Here is a 17,705-nt window from a genome sequence, read left to right as displayed (position 1 = left end):
ATTCTCGATTCGTCCTACGCGAAAAGGCGGGGGTCGGGTGCGCTCGGCGAAAGCCGGCCGATCGCGGAGACTCTATGCCCTCGGGGGAGCCGAGTCGGAAATATGATCCCCCGAACGGGTAATGGCGGGAGTTCGGGCACGGGATGTCCGAACAGCCGTGTGAGTCGGAGGATTTGCCGTCCCGGGCGGGGCCGAGACAGTGGTCAGGACTGTGGTCGGTCCGCCCCGTCGCCGGCGGAGTCCGCTGCTTGGCCGACGAGTTCGGTGCGTGCCTCGGTGTGCGCGTCGGGCAACTTCGCGTCGTCTTCGCGGGGGCGCCGCCCGGGCAACGACCATGAGGGCGCCCACCAGTTCGCCCGGCCGGTGAGTTGCATCAGGGCGGGGACCAGGACGCCGCGCACGACAGTGGCGTCCACGACGACCGCGACCGCGAGGCCGACGCCGACCGTCTTGAGCAGGGTGACGTGGGACATGGTCAGCGCGACCATGGTGGCGGCGACGATCAGGGCCGCGGCGGTGAACAGTCGGCCCGTGTGCTCGATCCCGAAGACGATCGACCGGGTGTTGTCCCCGGTACGTACGAACTCCTCCTTGATGCGGGCAAGGAGGAAGACCTCGTAGTCCACGGAGATGCCGAAGGCGACGGCCAGGGTCAGCAGCGGCATCGTGGTCTCCAACGATCCGCCGATGGTGAAGTCGCCCACCAGCCACCGCAGATGACCGTCCTGGAAGATATAGACGATGGCCCCAAGGCTCGCGGTCATGCTGAGCAGGCCCATCACGACCGCCTTGATCGGTACCAGGACGCTGCGGGTGAACAGGAAGAGCATGACCAGGGTGCCGACCAGCATGATGGCGGCGCCGTAGGGGAGCGCCTCGCGCAACGTGTGTTTGGTGTCGGTCAACTCCGCTGCCTTGCCCGCGACCAGGTGGGGTTGCGGGGCGGGCAGGGTTCGCAACCGGTGCACGAGCGCCACCGTGTCCGGTGACTGGTTGTCGGCCGTGCCGATTACGCGCAGCACGCTGCCCACGACCGCGGGGCGGGATGTCTCCGGTGGCGCGACCGGGCGGACGACGACCCGCGTCGTGTCGACGGCGGTGGGTTCCTCCGCCTGTGCTGCCGGCAACTCCGGCCCCGGAACCGGCAGTCCCGCGCGATAGTCACCGGTGTCGGCGATCACGTGCGCGACATGGGGCAACGCGGACAACCGTCGGGCGTACGCATCGATCGCCGGCGCATCGGTCGCCGCGTTCGCCCGGGGCAGGATCACCGGGATGACGCGCTCGGGCGGGTCGACGAAGTCGGTACGCAACAGCTTTGCCGTGCGGTGCGGTTCGGAGCCCGACGGCAGGATCTTCTCGTCGATGGTGGTGAACTGCGCGTGCAGGAAGGGGAGGGCCATGACCAGGAGGAGAGCCACGGCGGTGCCCCCGCACAGGATCGCACGGGAGGTGGCGAGCGTGGCGATGCGACGCCAGACGGGACTGCCGCCGCCGACCCGCCCGCTCCCGCGCCGGAATCGGCGGAACGGGTCCAGTCGATCCAGGCGCGGTCCCAGTACCGCCAGCAGCGCGGGCAGCACGAGCAGGGACGTCAACGCCGAGATGATCACCACCAGGATCGAGGCCCACGCCAACGAGCGCAGCAGTTCCAGCGGGAAGACGAACAGCGCGGACAGACACAGGGTCACCGTCGCCGCGGAGAAGAGCACGGCGCGCCCGGCGGTGGCCATGCTGCGGGCGATGGCCCGGTGTGATTCGACGCCCTGGGAGAGTTCCTCGCGATAGCGGGTCACGATGAACAGGGCGTAGTCGACGGAGAGTGCGAAGCCCACCCCCGCACAGATGTTGATCGCGAACACGGTGATCGGCGTCATGAGCGTCAGCGTGGCCAGGACGGCCAGTGCCCCGGCCACGGAGACCGCGCCGATGGCGAGCGGGATCGCCGCCGCCGTCAGTGACCCGAACGCGAGCAGCAGGATGATCAAGGCCAGCGGTGCCGCCAGCAACTCCCCTCGTTCGAGGTCGTGTTCGGACTCCTCGGTGGCCTGCGCGTTCAGCCACGCAGGCCCGGTGGCATCGACGCGCAGACCGGTGGCGGCCTTGCGCACGGCGGGGACCAGGGCGCGCGAGGTGACTGCGGAGTCGCGTTCGGTCCCGGCCAGGTCGACGCGGATCAGCGCACCCTTGCCGTCTCGGGAACGCAACAGGGAGGAGCCGGTGCTCCAGTAGGACTGCGCCCGGTCCACGCCCGGTCGTCCCGCGACCAGTGTGGTGAGCCGGCGGCCCGCCTCGGCAACCTCGGCGTCGTCCACCGGCTTGTCGGCGCGGATGTAGAAGACCAGGTCTGCGGCGTTCGCCCCGTATCGGACGGCGGCCCGTTCGGCCTCCGCGGCCTGGGTTCCCGTCGCGGTGAATCCGCCGTTGGACCAGCGGTCCTTGGCGCCGGCGACCACGGCGGCGGCCAGTACCAGGACGATCATCGCGCCGACCAGGAGCAGGCGGCGGTGCCGCACGCAGTGACCGGCGAGGCGGCTCAGCGGTCCGCCGGGTGGGTCCGGCGTCTCGTGTTCGGGAGGTGGGACCGGGATGGTGTCGAGCATTGCGTGTCCTCCCAGGACGACGTCGGCTGTGCGATGGGCGAGGACGCCCGTGAACCGGGATGTGGACGTGGCGAATCCCGGGCCGCCATCGCGTCGGGGCGGCGGCCGGCAAGGGGCGAATCCTGTTGCCGATGATCCGCCGTGTCCACGGATATTTCGGGGGAATTGACCGTGCCACAAGCGAGGGTACCGCGCGTGGACAGCAACTCGTGATTGCCGACTCCGACCGCCCCGCCGCTAAAAATCGTATGTATGAGGATCGGATGTACGCGCCCGCTCGGCGGGGCGGGGGTGCGAATAGTTGGGCCTTACGAAAGTGTCGACAATGATGAATTGTGTCCACCGGTCCCCCCCAGGAACTAGGCCATACCGGTGAATCTGACTTCCCGCCTCGTGGCCTGGACTTTTCCAGCGTCCGGCCATGGATAGGATCGGCACGCAATACCGGCCACCGGTTCCCCGGGAGAAGAGGAATGAGACCGTGCAGGTTACATTGACTGGCGGCACCGGTTTCCTGGGGCTGCGGCTCGTTCCTGAACTCGTGAATCGTAATTGCTCCGTCACGTTGCTCTCGCGCCGCGGCAGCACGGGTTCGATCGACCGAATCTCCCGTGCCCTGGGTCGACTGGGCGAGACACCGGATTTCATTCGTAAAATTCGCCGACGGGCCGATGGGCTGGCCATCGATATCGCACGTCCGCTGTTCGGCCTCCCGGACTACCGGGTGGAAAAGCTCGTCCGGCGAACCGACATGTTCCTGCACAGCGCCGGAATCATCGATCTCGATACAGGCACCCGGGCGATGCGACCGGTGAACGTCAACGGGCCGCGCAGTTTCCTCGACATCGCCGCCGGGAGCCCGCGACGGGCGCCGTTCTGCCATGTCAACACCGCGTTCGTGGCGGGCGCCCGACGATCGGGCACCGTCGCCGAAGCCGACCCCATCGACACGTACGGCTTCGAGGACGAATACGAGCGGTCTCGGTGCGACGCCGAATCCCTGCTGCGCCAATGGTCCCGGAAAAACGGAATGCCGGCGCCGGTCATGCGGCCCAGCGCTCTGGCGACCGACCGACCCCGGAGCTCCCGTCGCACTCCTTTCAGGCCATCAGCGCGCTGCTGCGTGCGTCGACGATCGAAAGAGGAATCGCCGGACTCTCCATTCCGCAGGGCCCGCGACCGGTCGTCCACATGCAGGGACCGGCCGACGCGCGACTGAACCGCCTTCCCGTCGAGGACGCGGCGAGGGCCATCGTCGGCATCGCCGCGGAACAGCGATCCACGGATGCGGAGACATACCACATCGTGTACCCGGACGATGTGTCCGCCACGATGCCCATCGAACTCTTCGAGAAATTTGCACCCATCCGCATCGTCCTCCGGACCGAGCTGCCCGAAAGGCTGCCTCCGGCCGAGCAGCGCTTTCACAGCTACGCCGGGTTCGCCGCGTATTTTCGGCACACACGGGTATTCGACGACCGCAACGCGCGCCGGGTCCTGGACGGACCCTGTTCCCGGACGACCGTCGACATGGCCTATCTCCTGGCCGGAACGCACGGGATTCTTTGACGGTCGACACGGGATTCTTTGAAGGTCGGCGAAGTCCGACTACCTTTCCGAAAGCCCACAGGAGAAACCGTTACATGACCATCGGACTTCAGGTATCACCCCGTCGTGACATGTCGGATCCCACCGCCGACGGTCTCCTGGCCGTGCTTCGCCAACCGCGGAGCATGGCCACGATCGTTCGGCGCCTGTCCGACTCCGTGACGGGCGCCGTCCTGGGTGACGCGCCCGTCGACGGCTGCGAAGTCGTCGGCACACTCTCTCCGTTGTATCCGGAATGGCTCGGCGATCGTTCCTTCACCACCGACCACGGCGTGCGATTCCCCTACGTGGCCGGTGAGATGGCGCAGGGAATCGCGGGCGTCGCCATGGTCAAGGCGATGGCGCGAGCCGACCTGCTGGCGATCTTCGGAGCAGCCGGGCTGCCGATCGACGTGGTTCGGCGGGCGATCGAGGAGCTGCGCCGCGATCTGCCCGAACACGCCCCGTGGGGGGTGAACATCATCCACAACCCGCACTCGCCCGCCTGGGAGGACGAGGTGGCCGGCCTCGCGATCCGACACGGTGTGCGGTGTGTGTCGGTGTCGGCCTTCAGCAAGGTCACCCGCGCCCTCGTGCACTGCTGCGCCGCGGGCCTGCAGGTGCGAGCCGACGGTCGGGTCGTCCGCCCCCGGATGATGATGGCCAAGGTCTCGCGTCCCGAGGTCGCCGAACAGTTCCTCGCACCGGCACCCCCCGAGTTGCTGCGGGAACTGGTCGCCGAGGGGCTCTTGACCGCCGACGAGGCGGCACTGGCGGCGCACGTGTCGATGGTCGACGACCTCACCGTGGAGTCCGACAGCGGCGGGCACACCGACGGCAGGCCGCTGTCCACCGCCCTCCCGCAGATCCTCGCCCTGCGCGATGCGGTCGCCCATCGGCACGGCATCGCGCCACGCACCAGGATCGGCGCGGCCGGCGGCCTGGGCACCCCCCACGCCGTCGCCGCCGCGTTCGCGATGGGCGCCGCGTACGTGGTGACCGGATCGGTCAACCAGCTCAGCCTGGAGGCCGACACCTCCGACCGGGCCCGGACGATGCTCCAGGCCGCGGACACCATGGACGTGGCCATGGCGCCGTCCGCGGACATGTTCGAGATGGGGTCGAAGGTACAGGTCCTCAGCCGCGGCACGATGTTCGCCGCTCGGGCCTCGCGGCTCTCGCAGTTGTACCGTGACCACGAGTCGCTGGAGGAGATCCCCCCGGCCCAGATCGCCCGCCTCGAACGGGAGATGTTCCGCCAGTCGGTGGCCCAGGTATGGGCGCAGACCGAGGAGTTCTGGCGCACCAGGGAGCCCGCGCAGGCCGACCGCGCTGCCGTGGATCCCAAGCACCGGATGGCCCTGGTCTTCCGCTGGTACCTGGGCATGTCCAGCACCTGGGCGACCACCGGAGCCGCCGACCGCAGCGTGGACTACCAGATCTGGTGCGGCCCCGCGGTGGGCGCGTTCAACGACTGGCGCAAGGACGGTTTCCTCGCCGATCCCGCGAACCTGTCCGTGGTGCAGATCGCCCGCAATCTCATGGAGGGCGCGACGGTCCTCACCCGCGCGCAGCAATTGCGCAGCCACGGTGTCGAACTGCCCGCCCACGCGTTCACCTTCCCCGCCCATGAACTGCTCTGAATCTACATCGCAAGGAGTCCCGTGCCCGAGAGTTCCCGTCCCTCCCAACCACCCATCGCCGTCGTCGGTCTGAGCACCCTGCTGCCCGGTTCCTCGGACGTCGCCGGGTTCTGGCGCGACGTGGTCCACGCCCGTGACCTCATCCGAGACGTGCCGGACACCCACTGGCTCGTGAGTGATCACTATTCCAGCGACCCCAACGCCCCCGACAAGACCTACTGCAAGCGTGGGGCGTTCATGTCGCCGGTGGCGTTCGACCCGCTCGCCTTCGGCACCCCACCGTCCACGATCGACGCCACCGACACGGCGCAACTGCTGAGCCTGGTCGCCGCCGAACGTGTCCTGCGGGACGCCTGCGGCGACGAGGGCCCATCCGAGACGATGCGAGAACGCACCGGCATCATCCTGGGAGCCAGCCCCACCGAGCTGGCCTTTCGCATGTCCTTCCGGTCCCAGCGGCCGACCTGGCGCAAGGTCATGCTCGATCGTGGCGTCGCGGAGCCCAAGGCCGACGAGCTGTGCGACGCCATCGCGGCTTCGTATCCCGTGTGGAAGGAAAGCTCCTTCCCGGGCATGCTCACCAACGTCATCGCCGGCCGCGTCGCGCGCCACTTCGACCTGCACGGCAGTAACTACACCACCGACGCGGCCTGCGCCAGTTCGCTGTCCGCGATGAGCGCCGCCATCGACGAACTCACGCTCGGCCGCGCCGACATGATGATCACCGGTGGCGTGGACCCGCTGTCCGACGCGTTCGGGTTCACCTGCTTCAGCAAGACCCCGGCGCTGTCCCCGTCGGGCGAGTGCCGACCCTTCTCCGCCGACGCCGACGGCACCCTCCTGGGTGAGGCCGTGGCCATGGTCATGCTCAAGCGCCTCGCGGACGCCGAGCGCGACGGCGATCGCATCTACGCGGTCATCCGCGGCGTGGGTACCTCCTCCGACGGACGCGGATCATCGATCTACGCCCCCGCCGTCGCCGGTCAGGTCCGCTCGCTACGCCGGGCCTATGCCAGCGCGGGCTACAGCCCCGCGACGGTGGAACTGATCGAGGCGCACGGCACCGGCACCAAGGCCGGTGACACCGCCGAAGTGAGGGCCCTGCAAGAGGTGTTCGGTTCGGGCGACCCGGCCGACATCGCGCGCTGCGCGCTCGGATCGGTGAAATCGCAGATCGGTCACACCCGCACCGCCGCGGGCGCCGTCGGGCTGGCCAAGGCCGCGCTCGCACTGCACCACAAGATCCTGCCGCCCACGCTCAAGGCCGACCGGACCGACCCCACCCTGGAACTGGAAAAGGGCCCGTTCTACCTGAGCACCCGAACCCGGCCCTGGATCCGGGACGCCGACCACCCGCGCCGGGCCTCGGTCTCCAGCTTCGGGTTCGGCGGGACCAACTTCCACGTCACGCTCGAAGAGCACCGTGCCGCCGAACCCGCCTTGGCGGGCGCGTCGCACACCCGCAGCGCGCCGAGCGAACTGGTCCTGCTGAGCGCCGATTCCGGCCCCGCGCTGGTCACGGCTCTGGACGCGCTGACCGCCGACACCGCGCCGCCGGCCGACCTGGCGCGCCGCACCCAACTCGCCTTCGACGCCGCGGCGGCACACCGGCTGTGCCTGGTCGTGCGCGACGAGGAGGACCTGCGGGCCCACGCGGCCGAAGCCCGACGCCGGATCGTGGCCGAACCGCAGACCGCGTTCCACACGCCGGCCGGCGTGCGCTACGCATGCGGCCCCGCCTCGACCGACAAGATCGCGCTGCTGTTCCCGGGACAGGGCAGCCAGTACCCCGACATGGGTATGGACGTCGTGCTGCACCAGCCACACGCGCTCGCCGCGTGGGACCGGCTGGCGGGCTTCGAGATCGACGGACACCTCCTGCACCGCTCCGTCTTCCCGCCCCCGGTTGTCGACAAGGCGGCGAAGCGCGAGCAGGCCGAGCGACTCAAGGCCACCGAAGTCGCGCAACCGGCGCTCGCCGCCCACGCGTTGATGATCCGGGAGATCCTGGGCGCTGTCGGCTTCGAGCCCGACTGCGTGGCGGGGCACAGCTTCGGCGAACTCGCCGCCCTGAACGCGGCCGGCGTGTACGACGACGAAACCATGATGGCCCTGGCCCGCGCCCGCGGCGAACTCCTGCGCGACGCGAGCAAGGTGTCGGGCGCGATGCTCGCGGTCACCGCCTCCGCCAAGGAAGCCGACGACTTGGTCCGCGGCATCCGCCGAGCCTGGGTTGCCAACTACAACTCCCCGACGCAGCACGTCGTCTCGGGCGCGGAATCGGCCATCGCCAAGGTGGAGAAGCGAGCACAGGAGCAGAAGCTCCCCACCCAACGGCTCCCCGTCTCCTGTGCCTTCCACAGCCCACTGCTGCAGTCCGCGACCACCGGGTGGCGGCCCACCCTGGAAAAGCACGAGTTCACGGCGCCGCGGATGCCCGTCTACGGCAACGCCGACGCCAAGCCGTATCCCGGCACGGCGCCGGAAATCCGCACCGTGCTGCACGACCACGTCACCTCCTCCGTGCGCTTCGCCGAGATGATCCTGGCGATGTACGAGGACGGCGTCCGCACGTTCGTGGAGGCCGGGCCGGGAACGGTACTCACCGGCCTGGTCGGCAGGATCCTCGCGGACCGGCCGCACGTCGCGCTGAGCGCGGACCACACCCGGGGATCCGGACTCGCCGCGCTGCACCGCGTCCTGGGTGCGCTGGCCGTCGCCGGCCGCCCCTTGGACTTCGCCCCGCTGTGGGCCTCGTTCACCTCGAGCACTCCTTCGCCATCGTTGACAAGGACGGGTATGACCATCCCCATCTCCGGTCCCAACCCCGACGTGGACCACCGCGAGAGCACCGCCGCAGCCCCCGCCGTACACGAGCAGTCCCCCGGGGCCCCGCCGGCCGGCCCGACGACGACCTCGACCCCGCAGGTCGCCGCCGCGCTCTCGACGCCGCCCGCCGTGACCCAGGTGGCACCGCCCGCCCGGATCCAGGCCGCGCCGCCCGCGGCGACCCCGGTCACCGCCGTGGCACAGGTCGCCGCACCCGCACCCGCACCCGCACGCGTACCCGAGCCCGTACAGGCGCCCGTTCCCGTGCAGGCGACCCCCGCCGTTCCGGTGCGCACCCACGACGTGCCGGCCGCGGAATCGACGGCGCACGACGTCACCTCGTCCGGGTCCACGTGGACGCCGGTGACCGCGTCCGGTGCCTGGCTGCACGCCTTCCTGGAGGTGCAGCGACAGGCGGGCGACGCGCACAGCGCCTACCAGAGCACCACCTCGGCCAGCCACGCCTCCTACCTCGACCTGGCCAAGACCTCGCTCGACACGCTGATGGCGTGGCGGCCCGGAGCCGAGCCCCGAGCCGCAGCCGCGCCCGCGCCCGCCCCCGCCCACACTCCCGTCGAGGCACCCGCTCCGCTCGCGCCCAGCCCGCGCGCGTTGGAGAGCCAGCCGCGCGTCACCCGGGAGATCAGCCCCGCGACGCCCACGGTGACGCAGTACCCGGCGACCCCGGTCACTCAGGCCCGGCCGCCCGTGCCGGTGGCACAGGTCGCCCCGGCTCCGGGGCCACCCGCGACGCAGCACAGTCCGGTCCAGGCACCGCCGGCGCTCCCGCAGGTCCCGGCACCGGCCCTGGCCCCCGCCGTTGCCGCCGCTTCGGCTCCGGTCCCTGTACCGGCTCCTGCTCCGGCGCCGGTTCAGGAGAGCGGCGCGGATGTGGCGTTGGCGATCGTGGCCGAATTGACCGGCTATCCGGTGGAGATGCTCACGCCGGAGATGGACCTGGAGGTCGACCTGGGGGTCGACTCGATCAAGCGGGTGCAGATCCTGACCCGGTTGCGGGACCACTTTCCGGGTGAGGCCGACGTGGACCCGGCCGACCTGGCCCGGCTGCGGACGATCGCCGCGATCGCCGAGAAGATCACCTCGCTGCGCGCGTCCGACGGCGCCGCCCCGCAGGCCGCCCACCAGGCCCAGGCCCTCGTCCCGGCGCCGGTTCAGGAGAGCGGCGCGGATGTGGCGTTGGCGATCGTGGCCGAATTGACCGGCTATCCGGTGGAGATGCTCACGCCGGAGATGGACCTGGAGGTCGACCTGGGGGTCGACTCGATCAAGCGGGTGCAGATCCTGACCCGGTTGCGGGACCACTTTCCGGGTGAGGCCGACGTGGACCCGGCCGACCTGGCCCGGCTGCGGACGATCGCCGCGATCGCCGACAAGATCACCTCGCTGCGCACCCCCCAGGGCGCCCCCGCGCAGACCCAGGCCCCCGTCGCCGCCCCGGCCGCGCCGGTCGCCCGGGCGCAGGAGCAGATCCCCGCGCAGGCCACGCACCCTGCGCCGCAGTTCACGGTCCTGCGCACCGGCACCACCCTGGTACCCGTCGAGCCCGCCGCCGGCGCCCCGCTCAAGGGCCTGCGCGAACAACCGCTGCTGATCACCGACGACGGCACCGGTGTCGCCGAATGCCTGGCGGAAACGCTGCGACGCGAGGGCATCAAAGCCTCCGTCACGGACCGCGTGACCGAAGACTCCACCGCCGTGATCGTACTCGCCGGCCTGCGCGGGATCGACCCGGAGCAGGACCCGGACGCACCCACCCGCGAGGTCTTCACGACCTTGCACACCATCGCCGAGGCCATGGACCGCCGAGGCGGCGTCCTGGTCGTCGTCCAGGACACCGGCGGCGCGTTCGGCACCACCGGCATGCGCGGCCGCGAGGGCTGTGCGGGTATCGCCGCGCTCGCCCGCACCGCCGCGAACGAATGGGCGCACGCCTCGATCAAGACGATCGACATCGACCGGGCCGCGCGCGCCCCGCAGGACATCGCCCAGGCCATCGCCACCGAACTCCTGCACGGCGACGACACCACCGACGTCGCGCTGGCGGCCGACGGCTCGCGCGCGCTGCTGCGCGGCACCACCGAGCCGATCGGATCACCGCAGCCGCTCGACCTCGGGCCGGACCCCGTGGTCGTCGTCACCGGCGGGGCCCGCGGCATCACCGCGTCCTGCCTGCTCGCGCTGGCCCGCGCCCACCGGCCCAAGTTCCTGCTCCTGGGCCGGAGCCGCCCCGTCGACGAGGACGACGAACTGCGTGGCGCCGCGGACGAGAGCGCCATCCGGCAGATTCTGGGCGGCCGCCGCGACGAGGCTACCGGCAAGACCCCGACGCTGGCCGAACTCGCCCTCGCTTCCGCCCGGGTGCTCGCCTCCCGCGAAATCCGCACCACCCTGGAGGAGTTGGCCGTCGCCGGAGCGGAGACCCGCTACGTCACCGCCGACGCGACCGACCGCGAGCGGGTCTTCGAGGCACTGGCCGAAGTACGCCGGGACTGGGGCCCGATCACCGGAATCATCCATGCCGCCGGGGTCATCGCCGACAGCAACATCTCGGACAAGACCCAGGACCAGTTCACCGCGGTCTACGACACCAAGGTGCGCGGGTTCCGCACTCTCCTCGACTTGACCGCCGACGACCCGGTGCGCCTGGTGTGCGCCTTCTCCTCGGTCAGCGCGCGACTGGGGACCGCCGGACAGTGCGACTACGCCGCGGCCAACCAGGCCATGGAGCAGATCACCGCGACCGAGGCGAAGCACCGCCCGGGATGCACGGTCAAGGCCGTGGCCTGGGGTCCCTGGGCCGCCGGCATGGTTTCCCCCGCGCACGCCGAGCACTTCCGTCGACTCGGTGTCCCGCTCCTCGAAGAGGCCGCCGGAGTCAGGGCCTTCATGACCGAGCTGGAACAGCCGGGCCCCGCCTGCGTCTCCCTCGCCGCCGGCACGGCGGGTCCCGCCGCCGAGGCGACGGACCGTACGAACGTCACGGATATCGTCGTCGGCGCCGACACCCACCCCTACCTGGTCGATCACAGCATCGCGGGACGTCCCGTGGTGCCCGTGGCACTGGTCCTGGAATGGTTCACCCACGCCGCGTGTACCGCCCTGCCCGGCAACGACGGTGTGCTGGTTCGCGACCTGCGCGTGCTGCGCACCATCGCGCTGGACAAGTTCGGGGAGGAGGAGACCCGACTGCGGGTGCACGTGCGCCCCGACGACACCCACGCCGACGCCCCGCTGCGTCTGGAACTCAAGAGTCTCGACGGTGCCCTGCACTACGCGGCTCTCGCCGGTCCGGGCGAGGCGGCGAAGATGACCGCCCCGGCCGCGCAACCCGTCGACGAGAGCTTCGAAGTACAACCGGGGAGCGCCTTCTACGACGGAGGCATGCTCTTCCACGGCCCGCTCTTCCACGCCATCCACACGATCAACGGGATGAGTTCCACCGGGGCGACCTGCGACCTCGTCGGGGCACGGCGGCTCGGCTGGGCGGACGACACCTGGCAGACCGACCCGCTCGTCATGGACGGCGCGCTCCAGGCGGCCTGCCTGTGGGTACTGTCCTCGGCCGGCGTGCAATCGTTGCCGATGGGCATCCGTGAGGTGCGCGTGTTGTCGACCGGCGCCGTGGAGGCGCCCGTGAAGTGCACCGTGCACAGCGTCATGCAGGGCACCGACAACGCGATCTGCGACGTCTGGCTCACCATCGAACAGGACGGCGCCGAGCAGGTTCTGGCCGTGCTCGCCGGCGTGGAAATGGTCTACCGACCGGACCTGTCCAGCTCGAACCGAGCCGCCGCGCTGATCTCGACGGACGCGTGAGGGGCATGGACTTTCCGGCAATCGCCATCGTGGGACGCGGCTGCGTCCTGCCCGGAGCACACAATCCCGCCGAACTGTGGGACACCGTGGTCTCCGGCGCGGTACGGCTGACCCCGTTCTCCATCGGGCGCCCGACAGCCGGGCCCGAGTGGAGCGGGGCCGACCCCGCGAGCACCGTGTTCGGCCACGTCACCGGGTTCGAGGAGCGCTTCGATCCGAATGGCCTGGCCATCGACGCCGAGCAGATCAAGGGCCTCGATCCGACCGTCCGCTGGGTCGTCCACGCGACCCGGCAGGCGCTCGCCGAGGTCGATCGGCTCGGCCTGCACCGACGCACCGGCCTGGTCCTGGGCAATATCTCGTGCCCGACCACGTCGATGGTCGCCTACGCCGAGGACGTCTGGTTGCGCTCCCAGCCGGCCGAGGTCCGGGCCGGCTGGCCCCGGCACGACCGGCACGCGCCGATCCCGATGAGCCGCTTCTGCTTCGGGCTCCCGGCGCAGCTCGTGGCCCAGGCGTTCGAACTGCGGGCCGGCGCGGTGGTCTTGGAGGCGGCCTGCGCATCGGCGCTGTACGCGATCGAACTCGCCTGCCGGAAGCTGCACTTCCGGCAGGCGGACCTGATGGTCGCCGGGGCGCTCAACGGCGGCGCACCCGAGATCATCAGCCACGGCATGGGCCGATTGGGGGCGTTGAGCCCCAGCGCCCGCTCCCGGCCCTTCCACCGCGACGCCGACGGCCTGGTCCCCGCCGAGGGGACCGCGATGTTCGCCCTGATGCGACTGGAGGACGCCCTGGCCGCGGACGTGCCCATCCTGGGCGTGATCCGCGGCATCGGGGCCACCAACGACGGCGGCCGGGGCGGCATGCTCGTCCCGGACGGAGGCCGGCAACAACGCGCGATGAGTCTGGCCTACCGGGCCGCGGGCATCGACCCCAAGACGGTGTCCCTGCTGGAATGCCACGCCACCGGCACCGCGGTCGGGGACACCGTGGAACTGAGCTGTGCGGCCCGGATCTTCGCCGAACGCACGGACCTGCCGATCGGATCGGTCAAGGGCAACCTGGGCCATCCGCTCACCGCCGCGTCGGGCGCCGCCCTGCTCAAGGTGCTGGGCGCGATGGAGCACGGCACGGTGCCGCCGACCGTCGGCGCCGACGAGGCCAACGAGGCCCTGCGCGGGACACCGTTGCGGCCGCCGTCCCAACCGGAGGAATGGCAGGGACTGCGGCGCGCCGCGGTCAGCGGCTTCGGCTTCGGCGGGGTCAACGCCCACCTGGTCGTGGACGCCTGGAACACCGCCGACCGGGCATCCACCTCCTTCCCCGGCGGGGCCGTGCCCGGCCCCGCCGGGCGCCGGCGGCACCAGGTGGCGATCGTCGGCCTCGGCGCCCGCGTCGGCGACGGCGACACCACCGGCGACTTCGTCGAGGCCCTGCTGGAAGGCGAGCCCAGGCTGCGGCCACCGCGTACGGTCGAACTGCGCGTGGACGGCCTGCGGATGCCGCCCAACGACATGCTCCAGACCTCCGGCGAACACCTGCTGGTCCTGGAGGCCGCCCGGGACGCGGCCCGCGCGGTGACACTGCCCGAAGAGCGCACCATGGTGCTCGTGGGCGTCGGCAGCGCGACCGTGCACGCCGAGTTTTCCGTCTGGCACAACCGCACCACCCTCGAAGCCCGCCGGTCGGCGGCAGCGGCGGCGGCGTCCTCCGAGGATCGCGTCGTCGACCCGTTGAACTGCCCGCCGTGGTCCCTCGGGGGCCTGGGCAACATCGCCGCCAACCGGATCAGTGCGCAGCTCCGGCTGACCGACGCCAGCGTCGCGGTGTGCGCGGAGGAGGCTTCCGGCATCCGCGCGCTCGACCTCGCGGTCGACGCGATCGGCAGTGGAGCGAGCGACGCGGCGCTCGTGGGCGCGGTCGACCTCGCCTCCACGGTGGTGCACCGAGCGGTCGTCCGCGATCTCGGACTCCCCGGAGCCGAGGGGAACGCGGCCGTGGTGCTGGCGCTCAAGCGACTCGACCACGCCCGCCGGGACGGCGACCCCGTCCTCGCCGTCATCGACCCGCAGGCCGACGACCGGGCCGCCGACGCGACGCAGGCCGCCGTCGATCTGGTGGTCGGCGACCACGAAGCGTCGCCCGCACCGTCGGCCCGGCCGGCCCGGCTGGATCCCTCCGGCCTGTTCGGGCGCCCGCACTGCGCCGCCGGCCTCCTCGGCGTCGCATGCGCGACCGTGGCCCTGTACCACCGCAGCGTGCCGGCCGTGGGTGCCCAGGCGCTTCCGCAGCCGGAGTTGGGCAGGGCGAAGGTGACCATCGCCCCGCTCGGGGCGCCGGCGGCCGACCTCTTCCTGACCGCGATGGACACTGCTCCGGCCGCAACGGGCATCGCGACACTGGGACGAAGGGCCGACGGGCAGACGCCCGCCCGGCGGTTGTCCAGCATCGCCTTCTTCGACCTCAGGAACGTGCTTCGGCTCCAGAACGCGGGCCCGGCGCGGGAACTCGTGTCGCTGCCCGCGGCCCGCCCGGTGCCGGCGGCCGAGATCGGCGTATCCACACCGGCGCCGACCCGGGCTCCACTCCCGCCGGCGACCCCGATCGACGGGTCGGCTTCGGTCCCGGTCCCGGCTCCGGCCCCTGTCCCGGTCCGGGTTGCGGCACCGCTTTCGACCCCGGTCCCGGTCCCGGTCGAGGAGACCCTGGTACCGACCGCGCTCAGTGCTCACCAGCGGGCCGTCGGCAGGACGCATGTGGAGTTCCTGAACACTCGACACGAGAACCACCTGCTGTTCCTGGAGGTGCAGCGGCAGGCGACCCGGGCGCTGCTCGACGTCGCCGGCATGTTCCAACAGCCGCAGCCGGAAGCGGGCGCGTTCGTACCGGGCTCGGCAGGAATGAAGGAACCGGGCACCCTGGCCACCTTGGTTCCACCGGCCGCCCCGATCCCGCCCGCCGCCCCGCTCCCGCCGGGTGAGCCGGCCGGGCCGGGCGGGCCGGGCGGGCCGATTCCGCCGACCGGGCCGGCCGCCGAGGTCGCCGACGTCGCCGAACCGGTTCGGGTGCCGCAACCCGGCCCGGCCGAGCGTGAGTTCGTCGTCAGCCCCGACGGCGATCCGTGGGTGCTGGACCACTGTCCCACCTGGACCTTGCCGGTGCTGCCGATGATGTGCACGGTGGACCACCTGTTCCAGGCGGCGAGCACGTACACCGGTCTGCGGGCGACCGGCCTGCGGGAACTGCGCCTCCAGCGCTGGATCCCGGTGGTGAGCACCACGCGACTGCTCACCCGGGTCGAGCCGATGGCCGATCGCGGCCGGGACGTGCACGTCAGCCTGCTGATGTGGCGCCCGGCCCCGAACGAGGCGCTGTCCCGGTTCGAACTCGTCGCCGAGGCGACGATCACGTTCGACCGGCTCGACCCGCCGGCTCCGCTGCCGCCGCTCACGGATGCCCAACGGGCCGAACTGCCGTATCTCACCCATCGCCTGCCGCACGGTCCGGCCTTCCGGTATCTCACCGAGGTCGGCTACGGCAGTGCCGGCGCCGTGGGAATCCTGGAGGCGGAACGGGGCTCCGTGCCCGGCACCTTCACCCATCCCGGGCTGCTCGACGCGGCGACGCACATCATCGCCGATCGGGTGTTCTGGTTGCCCTACCCACAGGTCGGGCCCAACGTGGTGCCCTACCCGCACGGCCTGGTCCGCATGGACCTCTTCGCCCCGTTCCCCACCGAGGGGCAACTGCGGGTGGAGGCCCGTCCGGCCGGAGCCGAGGGTGACCTCCTCTTCGTCGACTTCCAGGTCCTGGCGGGGGACCGGCTGTGCGCCGCGTTCCGCAACGTCAGCATGGTCTCCCCGCCGAGTGTGCTGGAACTGCAATCCGGCGCCGATCGGCGGGCCTTCCTCCTGGAGCGCCGACCCGCGCCGAAGATGAGCCTGTCCCAGGTCGTCGGGGGCGCCAGCCGGCTGGACCGGGCCGTCCTGGAACAGGCCGACTGGCCGACCGGTGGGCTTGCCTACGTCTACGGTCTGCCGGCCGGGGCCCCGGCCCGACTGCACGCGGAGGAGGTCGCGATGCGCGAGCACGTGGCACGAGCCCACGGCGAACATCCCGCCCGGGTCGTCGTGGACGTGGAGAACCGGGTCGCCTGGCTGTCCGACCAACCGGACACCCGGCACCACCTTTCGGTGCACTCGGACGACGAGGCGGTCGTGGTCGAGAACAGGCCGTAGCCGACAGGCGAGAGCGGTCGATGTCGTACCGGTGGGCGGGATTCCTTCGGGATCCCGCCCACCGGCGTAGGGTCACCCGTTGCCGCGTCGACGAGGGCGACTCGCGGGCCGGCGGGCGCGCGGTGCCGTGTCCGAGCACCAGGAATCACCCTTTCGGGTGAGGAAGTCGGCCGCTCTCCCGGGCCGTGGGGACTCCCCTGTACGACGGCCCGCGCGGGACGCCGAGTGCCTTGCCGCCCCGGCAGTATCACTCCCGCGGCGGGGTGGGGGCCTGGTAGACGGTGGCGAGCCAGATCCCGAGCAGCGTGTCGACGACGCGGGCCTCGGCGAGGGCGGGCCGCTCGGCGGCGAACGTCGCGTGCAGCACGCGCTCGGTCATCGAGGTGAGCGCGATGGCCAGGTCGCGCGCGGGCAGCCCCTGGGGAGCCGCGCCGCGCTCGCGTTCGCAGTCGATCGCGTGGGCCGCCCGCGCCACCCACGTCTCCATCACCCCGGCCCACAACTCGCGCACCTCGCGGTTGCCGCCGCGCACCCGGGCCGCGGCCAGGGTCACCGCGCGGTGCGCCCGGAAGGTCGCCAGGAAGGCGTCGATCACCGTGCACCAGTGGGCGGTTGGGTCCGCGGGCGCGCCTTCGGGGGGAGCCGACGAGGCGGCGTCGGCCTCGGCGACCACCCGGTCGATCAGGGTGAGCAGGACCGCCTCCTTGGAGGCGAAGTAGAAGTAGAACGTGGGCCGGGAGATGCCCGCCCCGCGTGCCAGGTCGTCGACGGAGATCTCGCTCAGGTCCCGCTCGCCGAGCAACCGCTCGGCGGTGGCCAGGATCGCCTGCTCCCGATCGTCGCCCGAGGGGCGCGACTCGCGCCGACCCCGACGCGGGCGGGTGGTGTCCTGCGCGAACGTGTCGGTCACCCTCGAACCCTACCGTCGCCCGGAGAACCGGACTTGACGTCGACGGGGCTCGACG

At 71.5% G+C, this 17,705-nt stretch carries 7 protein-coding genes; 5 read left to right on the top strand and 2 right to left on the bottom strand.

What is annotated here, in order from left to right; all coding sequences use genetic code 11:
- Nucleotides 1-203: 203 nt before the first annotated feature.
- Nucleotides 204-2,603 (bottom strand): MMPL family transporter, encoded by a 2,400-nt coding sequence (locus tag A3IC_RS51815; protein WP_020548173.1) that lies wholly within the window; start codon nucleotides 2,601-2,603, stop codon nucleotides 204-206.
- A gap of 421 nt (nucleotides 2,604-3,024) precedes the next feature.
- Here A3IC_RS51815 and A3IC_RS0100900 point away from each other — a divergent pair, with 421 nt between their 5' ends.
- The 5 genes from A3IC_RS0100900 to A3IC_RS61620 all read left to right on the top strand — a co-directional run bounded on the left by A3IC_RS0100900 (nucleotide 3,025) and on the right by A3IC_RS61620 (nucleotide 16,740).
- The gene (locus A3IC_RS0100900; protein WP_079026173.1) at nucleotides 3,025-3,822 is read left to right on the top strand and encodes an SDR family oxidoreductase; all 798 of its coding nucleotides are present in this window, start codon (nucleotides 3,025-3,027) and stop codon (nucleotides 3,820-3,822) included.
- A complete protein-coding gene (locus A3IC_RS0100895) occupies nucleotides 3,795-4,172 on the top strand; it encodes a hypothetical protein (RefSeq protein WP_026217733.1) in 378 nt (125 codons plus the stop codon). Before A3IC_RS0100900 ends, A3IC_RS0100895 begins: the two co-directional genes overlap by 28 nt.
- 110 nt (nucleotides 4,173-4,282) lie before the next feature.
- A complete protein-coding gene (locus tag A3IC_RS0100890) occupies nucleotides 4,283-5,833 on the top strand; it encodes a PfaD family polyunsaturated fatty acid/polyketide biosynthesis protein (RefSeq protein WP_020548172.1) in 1,551 nt (516 codons plus the stop codon).
- 21 nt (nucleotides 5,834-5,854) lie between these two features.
- On the top strand, nucleotides 5,855-12,499 hold the full coding sequence (locus A3IC_RS61625) for a type I polyketide synthase (protein WP_020548171.1): 6,645 nt from the start codon (nucleotides 5,855-5,857) through the stop codon (nucleotides 12,497-12,499).
- A 5-nt stretch (nucleotides 12,500-12,504) separates the two neighbouring features.
- The gene (locus A3IC_RS61620) at nucleotides 12,505-16,740 is read left to right on the top strand and encodes a hotdog fold thioesterase (RefSeq protein ID WP_026217732.1); all 4,236 of its coding nucleotides are present in this window, start codon (nucleotides 12,505-12,507) and stop codon (nucleotides 16,738-16,740) included.
- A gap of 247 nt (nucleotides 16,741-16,987) precedes the next feature.
- Here the strand turns inward: A3IC_RS61620 and A3IC_RS0100875 are convergent, their stop codons facing one another.
- Nucleotides 16,988-17,650 carry a TetR/AcrR family transcriptional regulator gene (locus A3IC_RS0100875; protein ID WP_020548170.1) on the bottom strand — a complete coding sequence of 221 codons (663 nt, stop codon included), beginning with the start codon at nucleotides 17,648-17,650 and terminating at the stop codon, nucleotides 16,988-16,990.
- Nucleotides 17,651-17,705: the final 55 nt, after the last annotated feature.

This window comes from Embleya scabrispora DSM 41855 (assembly GCF_000372745.1).
Classification (GTDB): domain Bacteria; phylum Actinomycetota; class Actinomycetes; order Streptomycetales; family Streptomycetaceae; genus Embleya; species Embleya scabrispora.
The sequence above is the reverse complement of the archived record's forward strand: the minus strand, read 5'-3'. Positions and strand labels throughout refer to the sequence as shown.

What these genes read in the sequence shown, in the direction of transcription:
- A3IC_RS51815 (WP_020548173.1), bottom strand. Translation starts at nt 2,603, where the DNA reads ATGCTCGACACCATCCCGGTCCCACCTCCCGAACACGAGACGCCGGAC.
- A3IC_RS0100900 (WP_079026173.1), top strand. Translation starts at nt 3,025, where the DNA reads ATGGATAGGATCGGCACGCAATACCGGCCACCGGTTCCCCGGGAGAAG.
- A3IC_RS0100895 (WP_026217733.1), top strand. Translation starts at nt 3,795, where the DNA reads ATGCAGGGACCGGCCGACGCGCGACTGAACCGCCTTCCCGTCGAGGAC.
- A3IC_RS0100890 (WP_020548172.1), top strand. Translation starts at nt 4,283, where the DNA reads ATGTCGGATCCCACCGCCGACGGTCTCCTGGCCGTGCTTCGCCAACCG.
- A3IC_RS61620 (WP_026217732.1), top strand. Translation starts at nt 12,505, where the DNA reads ATGGACTTTCCGGCAATCGCCATCGTGGGACGCGGCTGCGTCCTGCCC.